Source organism: Brevundimonas sp. UBA2416, assembly GCF_002343105.1.
Lineage (GTDB): Bacteria > Pseudomonadota > Alphaproteobacteria > Caulobacterales > Caulobacteraceae > Brevundimonas.
Map to the genome: position 1 here is coordinate 26,964 of NZ_DDRM01000019.1, position 18,819 is coordinate 45,782.

At 66.7% G+C, this 18,819-nt stretch carries 21 protein-coding genes and 1 tRNA gene; 10 read left to right on the top strand and 12 right to left on the bottom strand.

Features of this window, described 5'->3' with window-relative positions:
- Positions 1-222: 222 nt before the first annotated feature.
- Positions 223-768: a hypothetical protein gene (locus B3E43_RS06410; protein WP_292027710.1), complete on the top strand. Its 546-nt coding sequence runs from the start codon at positions 223-225 to the stop codon at positions 766-768.
- On the opposite strand, the gene tgt is transcribed toward B3E43_RS06410, so the two are convergent.
- Both tgt and queA read right to left on the bottom strand, forming a co-directional pair.
- Complete coding sequence (tgt, locus tag B3E43_RS06415; protein ID WP_292028124.1) at positions 765-1,889, bottom strand: tRNA guanosine(34) transglycosylase Tgt; 1,125 nt, start codon at positions 1,887-1,889, stop codon at positions 765-767. The two genes, B3E43_RS06410 and tgt, sit on opposite strands and share 4 nt — an antisense overlap.
- Positions 1,886-2,989 carry a tRNA preQ1(34) S-adenosylmethionine ribosyltransferase-isomerase QueA gene (gene queA / locus B3E43_RS06420; RefSeq protein ID WP_292027711.1) on the bottom strand — a complete coding sequence of 368 codons (1,104 nt, stop codon included), beginning with the start codon at positions 2,987-2,989 and terminating at the stop codon, positions 1,886-1,888. Before queA ends, tgt begins: the two co-directional genes overlap by 4 nt.
- 118 nt (positions 2,990-3,107) lie before the next feature.
- Between queA and B3E43_RS06425 the strand changes: the two genes are divergently transcribed.
- The 3 genes from B3E43_RS06425 (at position 3,108) to B3E43_RS06435 (ending at position 6,307) form a co-directional block, all read left to right on the top strand.
- Positions 3,108-3,983, top strand: coding sequence for an alpha/beta hydrolase family protein (locus tag B3E43_RS06425; RefSeq protein ID WP_292027712.1), 876 nt, complete (start codon positions 3,108-3,110; stop codon positions 3,981-3,983).
- Between the two features lie 52 nt (positions 3,984-4,035).
- Entirely contained in the window at positions 4,036-5,709 is a 1,674-nt protein-coding gene (locus B3E43_RS06430; protein ID WP_292027713.1) for a lysine--tRNA ligase, read from the top strand.
- A gap of 124 nt (positions 5,710-5,833) precedes the next feature.
- A complete protein-coding gene (locus B3E43_RS06435; RefSeq protein WP_292027714.1) occupies positions 5,834-6,307 on the top strand; it encodes an SH3 domain-containing protein in 474 nt (157 codons plus the stop codon).
- A gap of 54 nt (positions 6,308-6,361) precedes the next feature.
- Here B3E43_RS06435 and B3E43_RS06440 read toward each other — a convergent pair whose 3' ends face one another.
- The 7 genes from B3E43_RS06440 to B3E43_RS06470 all read right to left on the bottom strand — a co-directional run bounded on the left by B3E43_RS06440 (position 6,362) and on the right by B3E43_RS06470 (position 10,998).
- Positions 6,362-6,997 carry a S24 family peptidase gene (locus B3E43_RS06440; protein WP_292027716.1) on the bottom strand — a complete coding sequence of 212 codons (636 nt, stop codon included), beginning with the start codon at positions 6,995-6,997 and terminating at the stop codon, positions 6,362-6,364.
- Between the two features lie 69 nt (positions 6,998-7,066).
- Complete coding sequence (locus B3E43_RS06445; RefSeq protein WP_292027718.1) at positions 7,067-7,495, bottom strand: hypothetical protein; 429 nt, start codon at positions 7,493-7,495, stop codon at positions 7,067-7,069.
- Between the two features lie 88 nt (positions 7,496-7,583).
- Positions 7,584-7,937 (bottom strand): hypothetical protein, encoded by a 354-nt coding sequence (locus B3E43_RS06450; RefSeq protein ID WP_292027720.1) that lies wholly within the window; start codon positions 7,935-7,937, stop codon positions 7,584-7,586.
- Between the two features lie 34 nt (positions 7,938-7,971).
- On the bottom strand, positions 7,972-8,361 hold the full coding sequence (locus B3E43_RS06455) for a hypothetical protein (protein ID WP_292027722.1): 390 nt from the start codon (positions 8,359-8,361) through the stop codon (positions 7,972-7,974).
- A 65-nt stretch (positions 8,362-8,426) separates the two neighbouring features.
- Positions 8,427-8,825 (bottom strand): PaaI family thioesterase, encoded by a 399-nt coding sequence (locus B3E43_RS06460; RefSeq protein ID WP_292027724.1) that lies wholly within the window; start codon positions 8,823-8,825, stop codon positions 8,427-8,429.
- Positions 8,822-9,295: a PaaI family thioesterase gene (locus tag B3E43_RS06465; RefSeq protein WP_292027725.1), complete on the bottom strand. Its 474-nt coding sequence runs from the start codon at positions 9,293-9,295 to the stop codon at positions 8,822-8,824. The genes B3E43_RS06460 and B3E43_RS06465 overlap by 4 nt, the downstream gene beginning before the upstream one ends.
- 59 nt (positions 9,296-9,354) lie before the next feature.
- Positions 9,355-10,998: a response regulator gene (locus tag B3E43_RS06470; RefSeq protein ID WP_292027727.1), complete on the bottom strand. Its 1,644-nt coding sequence runs from the start codon at positions 10,996-10,998 to the stop codon at positions 9,355-9,357.
- Positions 10,999-11,191: 193 nt separating this feature from the next.
- Between B3E43_RS06470 and queC the strand changes: the two genes are divergently transcribed.
- From queC to B3E43_RS06485, 3 genes are read left to right on the top strand one after another with little or no spacing between them, the layout of a single operon-like run.
- Positions 11,192-11,908 (top strand): 7-cyano-7-deazaguanine synthase QueC, encoded by a 717-nt coding sequence (gene queC / locus B3E43_RS06475; protein ID WP_292027729.1) that lies wholly within the window; start codon positions 11,192-11,194, stop codon positions 11,906-11,908.
- Complete coding sequence (queE, locus tag B3E43_RS06480) at positions 11,905-12,540, top strand: 7-carboxy-7-deazaguanine synthase (protein WP_292027731.1); 636 nt, start codon at positions 11,905-11,907, stop codon at positions 12,538-12,540. Before queC ends, queE begins: the two co-directional genes overlap by 4 nt.
- Positions 12,537-12,905: a 6-pyruvoyl trahydropterin synthase family protein gene (locus B3E43_RS06485; protein ID WP_292027732.1), complete on the top strand. Its 369-nt coding sequence runs from the start codon at positions 12,537-12,539 to the stop codon at positions 12,903-12,905. The genes queE and B3E43_RS06485 overlap by 4 nt, the downstream gene beginning before the upstream one ends.
- Before the next feature lies 1 nt (position 12,906).
- On the opposite strand, the gene B3E43_RS06490 is transcribed toward B3E43_RS06485, so the two are convergent.
- Complete coding sequence (locus tag B3E43_RS06490) at positions 12,907-13,179, bottom strand: hypothetical protein (protein ID WP_292027734.1); 273 nt, start codon at positions 13,177-13,179, stop codon at positions 12,907-12,909.
- Between the two features lie 130 nt (positions 13,180-13,309).
- On the opposite strand from B3E43_RS06490, the gene B3E43_RS06495 reads away from it, so the two are divergent.
- The 3 genes from B3E43_RS06495 to B3E43_RS06505 are packed head-to-tail and all read left to right on the top strand — an operon-like array spanning position 13,310 to position 15,272.
- Complete coding sequence (locus B3E43_RS06495; RefSeq protein ID WP_292027736.1) at positions 13,310-13,888, top strand: helix-turn-helix domain-containing protein; 579 nt, start codon at positions 13,310-13,312, stop codon at positions 13,886-13,888.
- Positions 13,885-14,736 carry a GNAT family N-acetyltransferase gene (locus tag B3E43_RS06500; protein ID WP_292027738.1) on the top strand — a complete coding sequence of 284 codons (852 nt, stop codon included), beginning with the start codon at positions 13,885-13,887 and terminating at the stop codon, positions 14,734-14,736. The genes B3E43_RS06495 and B3E43_RS06500 overlap by 4 nt, the downstream gene beginning before the upstream one ends.
- A 17-nt stretch (positions 14,737-14,753) precedes the next feature.
- Positions 14,754-15,272, top strand: a complete 519-nt coding sequence (locus B3E43_RS06505) for a hypothetical protein (RefSeq protein ID WP_292027740.1) — start codon at positions 14,754-14,756, stop codon at positions 15,270-15,272.
- A gap of 64 nt (positions 15,273-15,336) precedes the next feature.
- Here the strand turns inward: B3E43_RS06505 and B3E43_RS06510 are convergent.
- Together B3E43_RS06510 and B3E43_RS06515 are read right to left on the bottom strand one after the other, a co-directional pair.
- Positions 15,337-15,413 (bottom strand) — tRNA-Val (locus B3E43_RS06510).
- 31 nt (positions 15,414-15,444) lie between these two features.
- Entirely contained in the window at positions 15,445-18,627 is a 3,183-nt protein-coding gene (locus B3E43_RS06515) for an autotransporter outer membrane beta-barrel domain-containing protein (RefSeq protein ID WP_292027741.1), read from the bottom strand.
- Positions 18,628-18,819: the final 192 nt, after the last annotated feature.

Here is an 18,819-nt window from a genome sequence, read left to right on the forward strand (position 1 = left end):
TTCCGGGCCCGGCAATTCTTGCAGACAAGCGTACCCGGCTTGCTACGGCTGTAGCGAAAGCGGTGCTTGCAGCGAAGCTGTTTGAGCCATGCCTCCAGACGCTGAATCATTGCGTTGGTCACACCGGTCGTTGAAATGTGTGCAACCTCTATATGGTAAAGCTTGCCTCGTCGAATCCCGGCCCATGCTTCCGCTATGGCCCGCGCCGTGATTGAAGGAGGGATGCGCGCCGCCGGTCTGATCCTCGCCCTTTGTATTCCCCTGTCAGCCTGCGGCGCGGTCGCGGGAGGTGCGCAGCAGTTTGGAGCCGGACTGGGAGCCGCGGCCACTGCGCCGCTGGACGACCTGAATCTCCGCCGACAGTACATTCCAACGGTCCTGCTGCAGGCCGAGGCCAATCCCTATGACCTGCGCAATTTGAATCAGTGCGCCACCATCGGGGCCGAAATCGCCCGGTTGAACGAGGCCCTCGGCCCCGACACGGACGAGCCGCCGGCCCCGGACGGCTCATTCCTCAGCGAACGGGCGGCGGATGCGGCCTCGGCGGCGGCGCTGGACGCCATTCGCGACGCCGTGACCGACTTCATCCCGGGGCGCAGCTGGATTCGTCGCCTGTCCGGGGCCGAACAGCACAGCCGCCACGTCCAGTCGGCCATCCAGGCCGGCCGGATGCGGCGGGCCTTCCTGAAGGGAACCGGAATGCAGCGGAACTGCGCCCCGCCGGCGGCGCCGAGCTGGTTCCGGCCGCGGGCCCGCAGCCAGCGCTAGTGCTGGTTGTTGGACGTGTGCCGGGCGTGGAAGTCGCGCCGGAAGGCCTCGAACCGTCCGTGGGCGATGGCCTCCCGCATGGCCGCCGTCAGGGCCTGGAAGAAGGCGATGTTGTGCCAGCTCAGCAGCACCTTGCCGAGGATTTCATCGGCGCGGACGAGGTGGTGCAGATAGGCCTTTGAATAGTCCTGCGAGGCCGGGCAGGGGACATCCGGCTCCAGCGGGTCCTGATCCTCGGCGAAGCGGGCGTTCTTGAGGTTGATCGGCCCCGCCCAGGTCCAGGCCTGACCGTGACGGCCCGCGCGGGTGGGCAGGACGCAGTCGAACATGTCGACGCCGCGCCACACGGCCTCGACCAGATCCACCGGCTTGCCGACCCCCATCAGATAGCGGGGGCGATCGGCCGGCAGCATCTCCGGGGCATAGTCCAGCACCTCGCACATGGCCTGATGCCCTTCGCCGACGGCCAGGCCGCCGATGGCGTAGCCGTCGAAGCCGGTCTCGATCAGCCGGTCCGAGGACTCGCGGCGCAGGTTTTCGAAGGTCGAGCCCTGCTGGATGCCGAACAGGGCCTGGGTCTCGCGCGTTCCGAAGGCCGCCTTCGAGCGCGCGCCCCAGCGGGCCGACAGCTCCATGGCGGCGCGGGCGGCAGGCTCCTCGGCGGGCCAGCTAACGCACTGGTCCAGCTGCATGGAGATGTCGGCGCCGATGCGGTCGGCCTGGATCTCGATCGAGCGTTCGGGGCTGAGGACGTATTTCGAGCCGTCGATATGGCTGGCGAAGGTAACGGCCTCCTCCTTCACCTTCGAAATCCCGGCCAGCGACATGACCTGGAAGCCGCCGCTGTCGGTCAGGATCGGCCTGGTCCAGCCCATGAATTTGTGCAGCCCACCGAGCCGCTCCATCCGCTCGAGGCCGGGGCGCAGCATCAGGTGGTAGGTGTTGCCAAGGATGATGTCGGCGCCGGTCTGGGCGACCTGGTCCACCGTCATGGCCTTGACTGTGGCGGCGGTGCCGACGGGCATGAAGGCCGGCGTGCGGATGTCGCCGCGCGGTGTCTTCAGCACCCCGGTGCGGGCGCGGACTTCGGTGGCGGTGATGTCGAAGGGAAAGGGCATCAGGCGGCGCGGAATAGCAGGCTGCCATCCCCGTAGGAATAGAAGCGGTAGCCGTCCTTCACCGCATGGGCATAGGCCGCCTTCATCGTCTCCAGCCCGGCGAAGGCGCTGACCAGCATGAACAGGGTCGATTTCGGCAGGTGGAAATTGGTCATCAGCACATCGACGGCGCGGAAGCGGTAGCCGGGGGTGATGAAGATGGCGGTGTCGCCGTGGAAGGGGCGGACTTCGCCTTCCGGCGTCGTGGCGCTCTCCAGAAGGCGCAGGGAGGTGGTGCCTACGCAGACGATCCGGCCGCCCGCCGCGCGCACGGCGTTCAGGGCTTGGGCGGTCTGTGCGGAGACCTCCCCCCATTCCGAATGCATCCTGTGGTCGGCGGTGTCGTCCGCCTTGACCGGCAGGAAGGTCCCGGCCCCGACGTGCAGGGTGACGGCGTGCGTGGAGACCCCGCGGGCCTCGATCGCGGCCATCAGGGCCGGGGTGAAATGCAGGCCCGCCGTCGGGGCGGCGACCGAGCCGTCCCATTTCGCGAACAGTGTCTGGTAGTCCGACCGGTCGCGGTCGTCCTCGGCCCGCTTGGCGGCGATATAGGGGGGCAGGGGCATCACCCCGACGTCGCGGATGGCCTCGTCCAGCGCGGGGCCCGCAAGGTCGAAGCGCAGCGCAACCAGCCCGTCCTCGCCCTTGTCGACCACGGTCGCGTCGAGGCTTCCGAGCAGACATGCGCCGTCGGCCGCCGCGCCGAAGCGGATGCGGTCCCCCGCCTTGATCCGCTTGCCCGGCTTCATGAAGGCGGACCAGACGTCGGGCGCGTCCCGATGATGCAGGGTGGCCTCGACGGCGACGGTGAGGGTCTCGCCCTCCGGTCCTTCGATCACGGGATTTGGCCGCTCGCGCACCCCCGCCAACCGGGCCGGGATCACCCGGGTGTCGTTGAACACCAGGGCGTCGCCGGGCCGCAGGAAGTCCGGCAGGTCGCGGATGATCCGGTCTTCGAGCTCGCCGTCCCGCACCACCAGGAGGCGCGCGGAATCCCGCGGCTCGGCGGGGCGGAGCGCGATCCGGTCGTCCGGGAGGTCAAAGTCGAAATCGGCGGTCTTCATGAAGCGGGGCAGAGGCCACAGGGCCGGGGCCGGGTCAAGGCGGCCAGTCCGGTCGGTCGGGTGAGGTGATTGACCGGGAATCCTCTGCTATCGATGGAGGGCTTTCAGGGAGGATGTGATGCGCGTTGTCTGCGCCCTTGTTTGTCTCATGGCCGTGGCCGCTCCGGCGCTAGCCCAGTCTCCTTCCATGGAAGCCCTGGCAGAGGCGCGGACCGCAGCCAGCGAACCGGATCTGGTTCAGTCCTACGGCCCGGCTCCGTTGCAGTTTGGCCATCTCCGCCTGCCGCCGGGCGAGGGGCCCCATCCGGTGGCGGTTCTGGTCCATGGCGGGTGCTGGTCTGCTGGCTATGAGGACCTCTCGGGGATGGGGCCGCTGGCCGATGCCCTTTCCGCCCGGGGCCTGGCCACCTGGAATTTGGCCTATCGCAGGCTGGGGGATGAGGGCGGAGGCTGGCCGGGGACCTTCGGGGATATTGCGGCCGGCATCGATCATCTGCGGGCCCTCAGCGCCGATCACCCGCTGGACCTGTCGCGCGTTGTGGTGGTCGGCCATTCTTCCGGCGCCCATCTTGCGCTCTGGGCGGCGGCACGGACCTCGGCGGCCGACGCCCGTTTCGGAGCCACGCCCCTGACGCCCTTGGCCGTGGCGGCCATCGACGGCCCTGGCGCGCTGGCGCCCCTGATCGGCGTGGATGAGTCGATCTGCGGCCAGCCGGTGATCGTGCGGTTCATGGGGGGCACGCCCGAGGAACGCCCGGACGCCTACCGCGCCGCCACACCACAGGAACACCTGCCTCTTGGCGTACGCCAGCTCCTGATCAGGGCCGAATTGGCTCCCTTGATGGCACAGTATGTCGAAGCGGCGACCGCATCCGGGGACGCGGTTGAAGTCCTCGACCTTGAGGACGCCGATCACTTTGACGGTATTGTGCCCGGGCGGCCGATTGGCGACCGTGTGGCCGATGCCATCAACGCGCTCGTCCAGGCCCGATAGCGCGAGGCGGTCGGCATTGACCTTGCGGTTGCCAGCCGCCAAACCCGCCAGCATGCTGCAGAACCTCGAAGCCCTCGCGCGCGACGCCAAATCGTGGCCGTTCGAACAGGCCCGCAATCTTCTGGCCCATGTGCTGAAGAAGCGGCTGAGCGACGCTGAGCGGAATGCGGCAAAACTGCTGATCGACGCCGGCAAGGCGGACGAGGCGCTGGCGACCTTTGAGGCGCTGCAGAAGCCCGTCATCTTCGAAACCGGCTACGGACCGTCCGGCCTGCCGCACATGGGCACCTTTGGCGAGGTGGCGCGCACGACCATGGTACGCAATGCCTTTCGGGCCCTGACCGGCGACCATTGGCCGACGCGGCTGATCGCGTTCAGCGACGACATGGACGGCCTGCGCAAGGTGCCCGAGGGTGTGCCCAATCCCGGGATGCTGGCGGAGGACCTGCACAAGCCGTTGACCGTTGTGCGCGACCCGTTCGGGACACACGACAGCTTCGGCGCGCACAACAACGCTCGCCTGCGCGCCTTCCTCGACGGATTCGGCTTCGACTATGAGTTCCTGTCCTCGACGGAGCAGTACAAGGCCGGCCGCTTCGACGCGACGCTTCTGACCCTGCTGGAGCGGTTCGACGCCATCCAGGCCATCATGCTGCCGACCCTGGGCGAGGAGCGCCGCGCCACCTATTCGCCCTTCCTGCCGGTCAGCCCCGTCACCGGCCATGTGCTGCAGGTCCCGACCCTCGAGCGGAACGTCGCCAAGGGAACGATCACCTTTGACGACCCCGCCGGCGGCCGTACCGAGCTCCCCGTCACCGGCGGCCATGTGAAGCTGCAGTGGAAGCCGGACTGGGCCATGCGCTGGACGGCGCTGGACATTGACTACGAGATGTCGGGCAAGGACCTGATCGAGAGCGTGCGCGAGAGCTCCAAGGTCTGCCGTGCGCTCGGCGGTGTTCCGCCCGAGGGGTTCAACTACGAGCTCTTCCTCGACATCGAGGGCAAGAAGATCTCCAAGTCGAAGGGCAACGGCCTGACGATGGACGAATGGCTGCGCTACGGCACGCCCGAGTCGCTGAGCTGGTATATGTTCCAGTCGCCGAAATCGGCCAAGAGTCTGCATTTCAACGTCATTCCGCGGGCCATCGACGATTATCTCGCCTTCATCGAGGCGTACAAGACGCAGGATCCGGCCAAGCAGATCGACAACGCCGTCTGGTCGATCCACGCCGGGTCGCCGCCGACCCATACCTCGCCGGTGTCATTCGGCCTGCTGCTGAACCTCGTCGCCGTGGCCAACGCCTCGAACAAGGACCAGCTCTGGGCCTATTTCGCGAAATATCTGCCGGATGCGACGCCCGCCAGCGAGCCGCTGCTCGACCGGCTGATGGGGCATGCGCTGAACTACTACGAGGACTTCGTGAAGCCGACGAAATCCTATCGTGCGCCTGACGAGAAGGAGAAGACGGCCCTGCTCGACCTTGCGGCTCGCCTGAAGGCCCTGCCGGCCGACACGACCGACGGCGAACTGATCCAGACCGAGGTGTACTCTGTGGGCAAGGATCACGCCTTCGAGCCCCTGCGTGCGTGGTTCGGGGCGCTGTACGAGGTGCTGCTGGGCGCATCCCAGGGCCCCCGCTTCGGCTCGTTCGCCGCAATCTACGGCCTTTCGCAGACGATCGGGCTGATCGAGGCGGGCGCGAACGGGAAGCTGGCTGAAGCGTGACAACAGGACGTCGCCTCTTCCGGCGAGGTTCATGAACCCAATATAACGGCGCGGCTCCGGGAGCCTTCATGCGCCGTCGCGCATTCTCCCTGCCATCGACCAACCTCGATGAATGGAGAGAGCCATGTCGAAGATCATGAAATCCACCCTGGCCACCGCCGCCGCCCTTGCGGCGCTGGTGACCGCGGTCCCGACCGTGTCGATGGCCCAGCAGGCCAACGGCGTCACCAACTGCGACGCCCCCGGCGGACGCCAACGCGCCGGCGCCATGATCGGCGGCGTGCTCGGCGCCCTGGCAGGCAGCCAGGTATCGGACAATGAGCGGGCCCTCGGCGCCGTGGTCGGCGCCGGCGCCGGCGCCGCCGCCGGTTCCTACATCGGCTGCAACCAGCAACGTGCCCGCGCCGACAGCGCCACCTCGGGCGGGGCCTACCGCGCCACGTCCAACCTGCGCATCCGTTCGGGTCCCGGAACCAACTACCGCCAGGTCGGCACGCTTTCGGCCGGCCAGCCGTTCAGCGCCACCGGCTCGCAGGGTGAATGGGTTCAGATCGCCGGTGGCGGCTGGGTCAACGCCCGTTACGTCGCCGCAAACTAGATTTGCATAGTCAGGCGTAACGAAGAGGCCGTCCTTTCGGGGGCGGCCTTCTTGCTACTGACTGACCCAAAGGATCCGGCCCATCCAGACGACATCCTTGCGGGCCACAATCCGCGCGTCATAGGCCGGATTGACCGAGGCGAGGGTCACGGCCCGCGCTGTCAGCGCAGCGACCTCCTTGGCGAGGGTCTCGCCGCCCGTGGTCCGCACCACCACCCGGTCGCCCTTGCGGACCTCCGTCGCCTCGCGATCAACGATGACCCGGTCGCCCTCGCGGTACAGGGGCGCCATGGAGTCCCCGACGATACGCAGGCTGAGCAGGCTGTCCTTCGGCCTGGGCAGGTGGGTCTGCTCCCAGCCGTCGCCGATGGGCAGGCCCGCATCATCAAAGAAGCCCTCCAGCCCCGCCTGGGCCATGCCCAGCATGGGCACCGTCGAGGGCCGTTCCGTTGCATCCCCGGCCAGGGCCGCAAACTCGCCCAGCGACAGGCCGGTCACCGTGAGGATCCGCGTCAGGCTTTCGGTCGAGGGCCAGCGCGGTCGCGGCGTCTCGCCCGGTCCGAACCGTTTGGACGGATTGAAGCTGGTCGCATCCAGGCCGGCCCGCCTGGCCAGGGCCGAGACGCTCAGCCCCTCCTGGCGGGCGAGGCCGTCGATCGCCTTCCAGAGCTGGGCATGGGAGAGGGGCATGGGTTCACCGCGACCGAGGGGTCGATTTGGCGATATTCCAGGAATATAAGCCTGCGTGCAACGCAGGGCCTACTCCAGCCCGGCGGCGCGGCGCTCCTGCCAGGCCCAGAAGGTGCCGATGGCGATGACCAGAAGGATGCCGGTGCTGGCCAGGTTGATGACCGCATAGAAGGCGGAGGCCGGCGGCCGTATGTCGACGAGAGTCAGCACGTGGCTCATGGCGACCAGCGACTGGAGGGCTGATGCCCATACGGGCCAGGAGCGGCGACTTTTCCACGCCAGGGCCACCCAGACCCCGAGCATGATCAGGTCGATGCCCATCAGGCCCCATTGGGTGCCGGGGGTCGCGCCGTCGCCCTGGACCAGCAGGGAGGCGAACCAGGCAAGTACATAGGCTCCGCCGCCGATGCGCTCCGGCTCATCGCCCTTCAGGAAGGCGAAAGCGACAACCAACACTGTCAGGCCAGCCCCGATCTGGGTTGGCAGGGTGTCAAACATCAAATCGCCCCCATGCCGAATGGCACGGGGGCGACAATGCAACGAGTCTGCCCAGACCGGAATGACCGGTGTGGGACATTACGCCGAATTAAACCGCGCGGAGAGTCCGCGGACGGGCCAGCTCGCCGGTGGTCGGGAGCGTGGTGGATTCCGGCTTGTTCATGTGGCCGGAGGCGTAGACGCCGTAGCCGAGGCGACGGTGATCCTTGGCCAGTTCCTCGTGGCAGGCCACGAGGGCTTCACGGGCGGTCGCCATGGCGGCGATGGCTTCCATCGCACGGGCTTGCGAACCGGCGCCGGAGATCGGCGAGAGGCTGAGCACCGTACGGGCGCCGATCATAGACTGGATGAGCGTCGTCGCCTGGGCGATGGCGGTGTCCAGCGATTGTTCTGCGGAATTCAGGTCGCCGGCGACGCTGGCGATCACTTCAGCCTTGTTCATGTAAGCCTCCCACTAAAAAACGGTAAACGGGGAGTTAACACGCAATGGTTCTCCTTGGTAGGGATTTGTTGACCATGTCCGGCGCGACGCCGGGACCGTCGCCACCTCCACCACCGATCGGCGGCCCGTCGCCCGGCTTGTCCAGCGGTCCGACGGCGAGAGTCTCCAGCCCCAGTTTGCGGGCGAGGGCCGTCAGGGTGTTGTGAGTCTCGACGATATGGGCCCTCGCGTCGGACAGGGCGCTGATGGTCGCGGCGGTTCCGGCGAAGGCTCGCTGTCCCGCTACAGCCGACAACCATGCATCGGCCCGGGCCGCGGGCAGGGCCGCCGCGAGGGTCGCGGTTTCAATCAGGGCCTGATCGATCGCCGATTCGGCGGCGTACAGGCGAACGGCGAGAGCTTCGCCGACAGCTAGTCTGGTCATGTTTGAATCTCCCCGTGACCTCGCGTCACAAACGGGAGACCAGCATAGGTAGCAAACAAATACAACTAATGGTCGTCGTCAGCCATCAGGAAGTGAGCGGTCAGGGCGGCGATGGGTTGGGCCTCGTCGTCCTGCCAGGCCTCGGCGAGAACATGCGCGACCCTGCGTCCGGCCTTGCTGATCCGGGCGCGGGCATGGACGTCGACGGGACGGCCCGATCGCAGATAGGCGACGGTGACATTGATCGGTCTCGGCAGCTGCAACCTTGGGTACAGGGCGGCGACCTGGGCGACGGCGGTCAGTTCGAGCAGGGCGGCGGTCGAACCGCCGTGGAGAGCGGGCAGGACCGGATTGCCGATCAGTTTCTGATCGAACGGCATGGTGACCGTCAGGGCCTGTCCTTCGCTTGCTGTCTTCAGGCCCAGAAACAGGGCGTAGGGCAGGCGGTCCAGCAGGTCGCTCATCGCCCGGTCTCCGGCCGGGCCTTGAGATTGGAGCCGAGGCCGCGGCTGCGCATGGAGGACAGCATATAGGCGCTCTGGGCCGCGGCGACGGGGTCGTCGGGACTGTCCTCGAACGCCCAGGCCCGAACGAAGGCGACCGACCGGCTCAGGTGGTAGCAGCGTGCCTCCGCGATCAGGTCGCGCCGCGCCTCGGCGGCCCGCATATAGTCGACGCGCAGATCGAGGGTGGCGATCGCTTCAAACTTTCCGAGCGCGACCCATACCGCCAGCCCCCCGACATGATCCAGCAGGGTGGTGACCAGACCCCCCGACAGCACGCCGGTGTCGGGATCGCCGACCAGATCCTCGCGCCACGGCGCCCGGATGCGAACCCGGTCCCCGTCGAGACTGTCGTAGGAAAATCCCAGTGCATGGGTATGGGCGGCGCCCGCCGCCAGCTGGGGGAGAATGTCGAGGATCGGAGACTGCATCGTCCGCTTCTCGGTCCGTCCGGAACGGAGCGCAAGGGCGCCCCTTCATCAACCGTGCGTCAGGCGGCGGAGCGGCTCTTGCGATTGCGGTCCGGCGCCGCCTCGACAACGGCTGCAGCGGCCGCGGCTTGCTCAAGCGCAAGGTTCATCGCCATGCGCAGCCGTTCCGGCTTGATCGGCTTCTCGACGACCGCGGCCATGCCGATGGTGAGATATTTCTTCGCATCGTCGGGATCGGCGTTGGCGGTCAGGGCGACGATGGGGATGTCCCGCGCCGGGCCGGTCAGGGCGCGGATCGCCTCGGTCGCCTGTACGCCGTCCATGCGCGGCATCTTGATATCCATGAGGATCAGGTCGAAGCGACGCTCCTGCACCGCTTCGAGCGCCTCGACGCCGTCCTCGGCGGTCTCGGAGGTGCAGCCAAACATCTCGCACAGGGCCTGGGCCACCACGCGGTTGGTGGCATTGTCGTCGACGATCAGGATATGGGGACTGCTCGTCAGGTCGTCCTCGCTGCCGAGGCTCTCAACGTTCGAGGGTGCGGCGGTCTCCACCTGGGTCCGTTCCACGTCCAGATCGAAGGCGAAGGTCGCGCCGCGGCCCGGATTGTTCTCGGCCCATATCCGGCCGCCCATGCGGTCGACGATCTGGCGGCAGATGGCGAGGCCGAGGCCGGCGCCATCCTGTCCCGAACCATGTACGAACGGCTCGAAGACCGCGTCCACGCGGTCGCCGTCGATGCCGGCGCCGTCGTCACGGACGCGGGCCTCCAGCCGGATGCGGTTCCCGTCTGCAACGGCCTTCAGCCCGGCTTCGACAACGCCGTTGCGGGCGAAATTCAGGGCGTTGCCGATCAGGTTGTTGAACAGCTGGGTGACCCGGGCGCCATCGATGACAGCTGCCAGTTCGGTGTCGCCCTCATAGCTCACCATCAGGGTCACATTGTCCTGCAAGGCCCGCGGCGCCCACCTCGTCTGGACGTCGTCCATCAGGGCGCGCAGGGGCGTGGCCTGCGGACGAAGCTCGAGTTCGCCCGCTTCGGCGCGCGACAGGTCCAGCGCGTCCTGAAGAATGTGCAGCAGGGTTTCGGACGATTCCACGATCGTGTTGATGTGGGCGTGCGACTGGGCGTTCAGGGGTTGCCGCCGAAGCAGTTCAGCCATCGCCAGCACGCCGTTCATCGGCGTCCGCAGCTCGTGGCTCATAATGGTCAGGAACTGGCTCTTGGAGCGGGCCGAGGCGAGGGCCTGGGTCCGGGTGTCGGACAGGACGCGCGCCTGTTCCGCCAGTTCGAGGTTCTGCTGGCGCTGGAGCTCATTGACCGCCTGCAGCAGGGAACCCGCTGTGCCGACGCCATGATAGCGGCCCTCGCGGGTGACGATGAAGCCACGCATGAGTGCGGCCGGGCCGCCCTTGAGCAGGACATCACAGAAGGCGTCGATGCTGACACCCGCCTCAACGACCGCGGGCTCGGAATCCATGACATGAAGGACTGGGCGATTGGCGAACTGGGCATGGCCGAAGGCGCTGGCGATCTTCAACAGGAAGGCGTTGCGTTCAACCAGGCCGACAGGCCGGCCGTCCTCGACGACAGGGATCACCAGGGTGTCGGGCTCACGCTCGAACCGCGAGAACACATCGATCCCCAGCGTCTGGGGCGAGACCGCCTCGGCGCGCTCGGTCAGGACTTCTATGGTCGGCATGGCGGGCCGCAACTCCACTGGGACCGGTAGACATTGGCCCAGAACCGTTTGCAGAAGGGTTAAGGGCGGTAACGGTCATTTTTGAGCCGCTTTTGCTCTGCCCGCGAGGCTGGTGTAGAAGGCGCGCCCCGCCATTCTGCGGCCTATCCCCCTTGTCCATGCGCGCGGCCGACCGGCCGACCGCAGGTTTGTCATGAGCGAATTCCTGTCAAAGCCCGCCCAATCGGCTCTCGTCCTGTTCTCGGGCGGGCAGGACAGCGCGACCTGTCTGGCCTGGGCGCTCGAGCGGTACGCGCATGTCGAAACTGTCGGTTTTGACTATGGCCAGCGTCATGCCGTCGAAATGGAGGCCCGGATGGCGGTCCGGGCCGGCATGGCGGCGGTCCTGCCGCAATGGGTCGGACGGCTCGGGCCGGATCACGTCGTCGACCTGACCGGCTATGGCAGGATCGCCGAAAGCGCCCTGACCGCCGACCGGGCCATCGAGATGGATGCCAGGGGCCTGCCGACCACCTTCGTGCCCGGCCGCAATCTGGTGTTCCTGACCTGCGCGGCCGCCCTGGCGGATCGGCGTGGTCTGGACGTTCTGGTCGGCGGCATGTGCGAGACCGACTATTCCGGCTACCCCGACTGTCGCCGCGACACGATCGACGCCATGGCCGCGGCGCTCAGCCTCGGGCTGGACAAGCCGGTCGTCATCGAGACGCCGCTGATGGCCCTCACCAAGGCGGAGACCTGGGCCCTGGCCGACCGGATCGGCGGGGCGGCGCTGGTCGAATTGATCATCGAGGCGTCGCACACCTGCTATCGCGGCGACCGCTTCCACCGCCACGCCTGGGGTTATGGCTGCAACGACTGCCCGGCTTGCGAGCTGCGCGCCGCGGGACACGCCGAATGGATGGCTGCATGACCTATTCGGCCAAGGAGGTCTTCCTGACGGTGCAGGGCGAGGGCGGACAGGCCGGACGGCCCGCCGTCTTCCTGCGGTTCGCCGGCTGCAATCTGTGGAACGGGCTCGAGCGCGACCGCGCGACCGCCGTCTGCACCTTCTGCGACACGGATTTCGTGGGCACGGACGGCGACGGCGGCGGCAAGTTCGCGACCGCCGACGCCCTGGCGGATCATGTCGGGGCGATGTGGCGGGGCCGGGCAGGGGATCCGAAACTGGTGGTCTGCACCGGCGGCGAACCCCTGCTGCAGCTCGACGCCGCCCTGATCGAGGCCCTGCATGCGCGCGGTTTCGAGGTCGCGATTGAATCCAATGGCACACTCGCCGCGCCTGAGGGAATCGACTGGATCTGCATCAGTCCAAAGGCCGATGCCCCCGTGGTCCAGACTTGCGGCCATGAGCTCAAACTGGTCTTCCCCCAGCCCGCGGCCATGCCGGACCGGTTCGAGCATCTGTCGTTCGATCGCTTCTGGCTCCAGCCCATGGACGGCCCCGACCAGGCGGCTAACACCGCGGCGGCCATCGACTATTGCCTGACCCACCCGAAATGGCGGCTCAGCGTCCAGACCCACAAATACATCGGCGTAAGATGAGCGTTTTCGAGATCACCAAGGCCGCCACCTTCGACGCGGCCCACCACTTCCCGAGCGAGCCGGAGGGCAGCCCCTACCGGCGCATCCACGGCCATTCGTTCCAGGTCGAGGCCACGGTGCGCAGCGAGGTGCTGGACGCGGAGCATGGCTGGGTCGCCGATCTCGGCGCGCTGGATCGCGCCCTCAAGGCCGCCGCCGAGGAACTGGACCACGGCATGCTCAACGAACACGCCGGGCTCGAACTCCCCTCGCTGGAGCATCTGTGCCTGTGGTTCGCCGGCCGCCTGAAAGCGGACTGGCCGGGCCTGAGTCGGGTCACGGTCTCCCGACCGACCATCCACGAACGCTGCGTGCTGACGCTCTAGTCTAGCAGTCGCGGCCCTGACGCTGGCGCTGCTCACAACGCCGCTGCTCACGCTCGTGGGCCCGTTGTTCGCGCTCGCGTTTGGCGCGGGTCTCCTCATCGGAGGTCGTGACCGCATCGACGCCGGCGCCGACGACGGCCCCGGTGGCCTGGGCGGCCCCGCCGACGATCGCGCCGGCGGTTCCGACGACCGCTCCCACGAGACAGCCTTGCAGCATCAGGCTGACGCCGAGAATAGCGACGATGGTCGCGCCGGTTTTGATGGTCTTGATCATGACGCCTTCTCCCTGTGGCGCAGGGTTAACCGGCAATGGTGAACGCAGTCTGACCGGGAGACACGCGAGCGCGGGCAGGGCTGGCCCGCTGTTTGACCGACGCTGCGCCGTCGTTTACAGGTTCCCGAATATGAGAATACCGGCCGAAAATGGGACAGTAGATGCGGCGCTCGCGGCCCGTCTGCTGGCCGTTCGGAGCGAGCGCGGTCTATCCCTGGATCAGGCCGCAGAGCTGTCCGGGGTCAGCCGCGCGACCCTGTCACGCACCGAACGTGGGGAAACGAGCCCGACGGCTCATGTCCTCGGTCGCCTTTCGGCAGCCTATGGCATCACCCTGTCGGCGCTCCTGGGTGGGCTGGATGAGGCGCGCCCCTCGGTCATGTCCCGCGATCAGGCCGGCTTCTGGACCGATCCGGAGACCGGGTTTCGACGCTGGTCGATTTCGCCCCCGGCGCGCGGCTACGACATCGAGCTCATCTGGGCTGAACTGCCGGCCGGGGCTCGCATCGAATACCCGGCGCCGGCCTATTCGGGGATGGAGCAGCACATCGTTCTTTTCGAGGGCGCGCTGAGATACGAGACCGATGGCGCGACCTATCAACTGGAAGGCAACGACAGTCTTCGGATCAAGATCCATAACGAGAGTGCGCTGGAGAGCTGTGGCCGCGGCCCGGCGAAATACCTCCTGGCGGTCAGGAGCTCCCAGTGATCGTTCGTGCGGCCGATCTGTCCGATCCTGAGGTGCTGGCCCTGTTGAAGGACCACCTGGCCGGAATGCACGCACACTCTCCGCCCGGCTCAGTCCATGCGCTTGAGCCGGAGGCGCTGAGAACCCCGGACGTTTCCCTCTATTCGGTGTGGGAGGGGGACGCTCTCATGGCCATCGGGGCCCTGAAGGACATCGACGCCACGACCGCCGAGATCAAGTCGATGCGGACGGCCGCCGCGCATCTCAGGCGAGGGGCCGCCGCCTTCCTTCTCGAATACCTCATGAACATCGCGCTCGAGCGCGGCTATCACCGTCTCAGTCTGGAAACGGGTTCCGGTCCGGCCTTCGAGCCGGCCCTGGCGCTCTATCGCCGGTACGGATTTGAGAATGGCGATGCATTCGGAGGCTACGAGGCGAGCCCGTTCAACCAGTTCATGCACCGGCAACTGCGCCCTGACAGCGACTCCCTTCCGATCTTGTTCGATATGGAGGCTTCTATCGTGCCGACGGGTTTCGCTGACACACCGCAGCCCCCCTACTACGCGGTCATTTTTTCGAGCCGGTTGAGCCGGACGGACGAGGGCTATGAATCCATGGGGAACGCCATGGCCAGACTCGCGGAGAGCCAGCCCGGGTATCTGGGTATTGAGACCACCAGGGGCAGTGACCGCCTGGGCATAACGGTGTCCTATTGGAAGGATGAGGACAGTATCCTGGCGTGGAAGGCTGATATGAAACACCTTCTGGCCCAGAAGAACGGCATCGAAAGATGGTACGAGCACTACGAACTACGCGTTGCGAAGGTCGGGAGAGCTTATAGCGGTCCGCACGGGCGAACAGTCGGGTGAAGTCCGGGAGAGAGTTGATGAAGCACCGCTGGACCCGGCAAGCAGCCATCGCGGCGGGGATCATGATCTGTTCGGCGACCGGCATCGCGCCGGCCACAGCGGAAGACGCGCTGCCTGTTTCCACCCTTCAGTTCGAGAAGATCGCCGCCCTCGCAGGAGAATGGCGGGTTCAGGAAAGCCCGTCCCTGAGGATCGTGTTTGAGCCGACCGCGGGTGGAAGCGTCATCGTCGAGAGATGGATGGTTGGCGAGCGCATGCACTCAATGACGGTCTATCACCTCGACGGCGAACGCCTGGTCGCGACGCATTACTGCCCTCAGGGCAACCAGCCGCGACTGGTGGCCAGTGCTGCTGGGTCTGCCGGGGTCCGTTTTGCGTTCCTGGATGCGACCGGCCTCGATCCGCATGAGTCATTCCAGCACGACTTGTCGTTCAGCTGGGATGCGGAGGGGACTGTCTCGCGGGCGGAGACCTACCGGGGCCCTGAGGGAGCGATGGAAGAGAGCTCGCTTGTCCTTGTTCCGGCGATGGAATGAGTGATCGCCTGAAGGTCCAGCCGAGACCCGGCGAGGCTGGATCAAGGCCTGCACCGTTCGGAGGTGGTGGGCGGCGAGGGGTTCGAACCCCCGACCCCCTCGGTGTAAACGAGGTGCTCTGACCAGCTGAGCTAGCCGCCCGTCCGCATGAAACCCGAAGGTTTCCCGTGTTCTAGAACCGGAAGCTGGCCCGCAGGAACAGCATGTAGCGGATGTAGTCCTCGATCATCTCGGCGTCGGCGTTGATGGACAGCATGCCCAGTTCATTGCCGATGTTCAGCCGGAAGCCGACGATCGGACCGCCGCCCTCAATCGAGCCGCCGTCGAGGGTGAAGTCCGGGCCGCCCGAGCGGAAGCGGGCGATGGTCTCACCCGGATCGACCGAGATATTCTGGCGCCAGCCAACCCGGACCTCCGGGCGCAGCCAGCTGTTCTCGCCCATCGACATGCCGAAATTGACAGCCGCCGTGGCGGAGAACAGGTGTCCATCCCGGTCGTCGATCTCGAGATCGAACCCGTCGCCACCGCCGGTCTCGACGTGGCCTTCCTCGCTGAGGGAGAAGAACTCGGCATAGGCCTCGGGCCGGATGCTGAAGCGTCCGAAATTGCGCTCGTAGGAGACGCCGCCCGCGGCCGCGAGGGTGAAGCCGTTCCAGTCCGATTCATTGGCCAGGTTCAGCCCGGCGCCCACGAAACGGCGCTCGGATTCAAAGGTCGCATAGCCGGCCGCGGCCCGCGCCCATGTCGTCCAGTACTGGCCCTGGGCGCGCCAGTAGAGGCCCAACTCCAGCAGACTGGCCGACAGGACTTCTTCGGCTTCGGATTCGGGATCCTCGAGGTCCGACGAGGTGAAGGCCAGCGAAATCCCGACCGCGCCGAGGCCCGAGCCGCGCTCGATACCGCCGGCGACGCCGAAACCTTCCGAACGGAAGCCGTAGGTGTCGGTCTTGTCCTTGTCAGCGTAGAAATTGATTTCCTGCACCCAGGCGCTGGTTTCGCCCGGAGCCGCCGAGGCGTTCCGGCCCGTGAGTGCGCGGGTCACCGCATCCACGCCCGAGGACAGGGACAGCAAGGGCCCGCCGGCGTGGTCGGGCAGCAGCTGCTCATACAGGTTGATGAAATCCTCGCGGCCGGCCTGGGCCAGGAAGGCGTTGCGGACGCTTTCCGCGCCGGCGCCGCCGAGGGTCGAATAGAAGGAGTCGAACATCGCCGCCTCGACCGCGATGAGATCGGCCTCGTCGGCGGTGCGTCGCCGCACGTCGACGAAGACCTGACCCGCCGGCACATCCGCGCCCGCTGCCACCATGTAGAGATAGGGCGAGTTATTTTCGATCGCATCCAGATCGAGAGCGCCGAAGTTCAGGGTTGCGGCGTCGATCAGGGTGAAGCGCTCGGGCGTGGTCAGAAGCGAGGTGAAGCGGACGCCCAGACCTGCGCCGTCCGCCAGGGTCGCGGCGCCGGAAACATTGAAACCGCCCGAGGTGCTGTTCGCCGGGTCGATGGTGACAATCAGGTTGCCGTCCGCGCCCACGTTCAGCGTGGTCACATCAAGGGCGTTCGCGTGGCGGGCATCGAGGATGCCGTTGCTCACGTTGATGGTCAGGTCGCCGCCTGCGTCAGAGAGGGCGCTTCTGACGATAGCGCCGCCGGTGATTGAGAGGGTGTCGGCGCCCAGGCCGAAATCGATATCGCCGAAGACAACGCCGTTGCGGATATCAACCAGGTCGGCGCCCGAGCCCAGACGGATGTCGCCGACGATGATCGGTTCGACGCTGTCCGGCACGCCGTCGCCGTCGGTGTCGGGGTCAAGTGCGCTGGGCGTCGAGGCTACGCCGGTCTGAACGATGGTGACGCCGGTCGTATTGGCAGCGACGTTGATCGCGGTCGTCGAGCCGGTCACCGGATCCCCGGCAGCATTGGTATTGAGGGTCGCCTGGAGCGAGCGGGTGTTGGTAATCGATACCAGGGTGCCGCTGAGGTCATTGATGGCGGTCACAGTGGCTGCACCGCCGCCGGCTGACGCGAGGATGGAGCCGTTGTTCGTGAAGCTGGGCAGCGAGGCGCCCGCGTCGATCTGGATGGCGGTCGAGTTCGCGGCGACATCGCTGGCGACGCCGCCGGTGATGGTGCCCACGTTGACGAACCGGGGCGTCGAGGCGCCGACGCCGAAATGGTAGGCCGTGGCGCTGGCGCCGTTCGCCAGGGCGGCGACCGTGCCCTGGTTGCGAACGCCGCCTTCAATGGTCACGGTCTGGCCGGCGTTGCCGCCGAACACGACAGCGTTGGCGGTGATGCCTTCGTAGATACCCTGGCCTGTAATCGTGCCGCGGTTGATGAAGCCGAAATTGTTGTCGCCGGCGCCGACTACGCCGAGGGTGATGGCCTGGGTCGTCGAGGCGACAATGATGGCCGGCGCCGAGCCGTAGCTGTTGATGTTGCCGGTGCCTTCGGTTCCGTCGGCGATGCCGTCGCCATCTTCATCCGTGTTTGCGGCGTCAGTATCGGTCGGGGGCCGATCAACCACCACGCCGCCGGCGACACTGCCCGCGATGATGACCGCGGGTCCTCCTTGCAGCTTGTCGTCGGCGTCGAGCTTCGCTTCGAAGGCTTCGCTGCCCAGGCTGGTGTAACGATAGCCCGTGGCGTTGATTTCGCCCTGCAGGGTCAGTCGGCCGCCGACATCGCCGCCGATCGAGACGGCTGAGGTGTTCATGCCCCGCGCTGTGACCGAGCCCAGCAGGGTGATGTCGCCAGTCACGCCCTGGGTCCGGATCGCGACGGAGTTGTCGCCGAACACGCGAATGGCGCCTTGGGACTGGATGTTGCCGATCAGGCCGGATTCAATGGAGATGGCGTACGAATTGTTGCCTTCGACGCCGATGGAGCCAAGGGCGCCGACCAGCAAATTGCCTGTGACCGGTGCGCCGGCGGCGTAGCGGATGCCGTACCGGTCCGACCCGGTTGCCCAGGGTCCATCGATATCGCCGTCATTGTCCGTGTCCGGATAGGTCTCGATCGTATCGGTGATCGAGATCGTGGAGCCGATGGAGATATCGGAGGTGACACCCGCGTTGACCAGCACCGCCGTGGCGCCGTCCGCCGCCAGGGCCATGGTGATCGATGAGGCGCCGCCCGTTGAAAAGTCGTGGTTCGAATCGACCGTCACGGCCGTACCCGACGCCAATGTGATGCCGCCGCCTTCCGCGATCCGGATATCGTCTGCGGTTCCCGTGCCTGAAGCGTTCGACGTCGTGACCGGCGTCGTCCGGACAGTCGAGATCACGACCTCGGCCATCGCGCCGGTGGCCGCCATCAAGGGAGCGATCGCAACCGCGGTCGCGAGTAGAATACGCATTCGGTAGAAACCCCTGTGGACGACACACGCAGAGACGCCGGCGATCCTCTAACAGGGACCGCGCCAGCCTGCCTCAAGTTTCTCGAATTTGAGGCGAATGCAAGGCCGAACGCGCGGACGGGGCGCGTTTGGCAAGCGCGGCTATTGCCAATATCGCAATCAAAGTGATATCGTTTTCATATCGACTTTGGG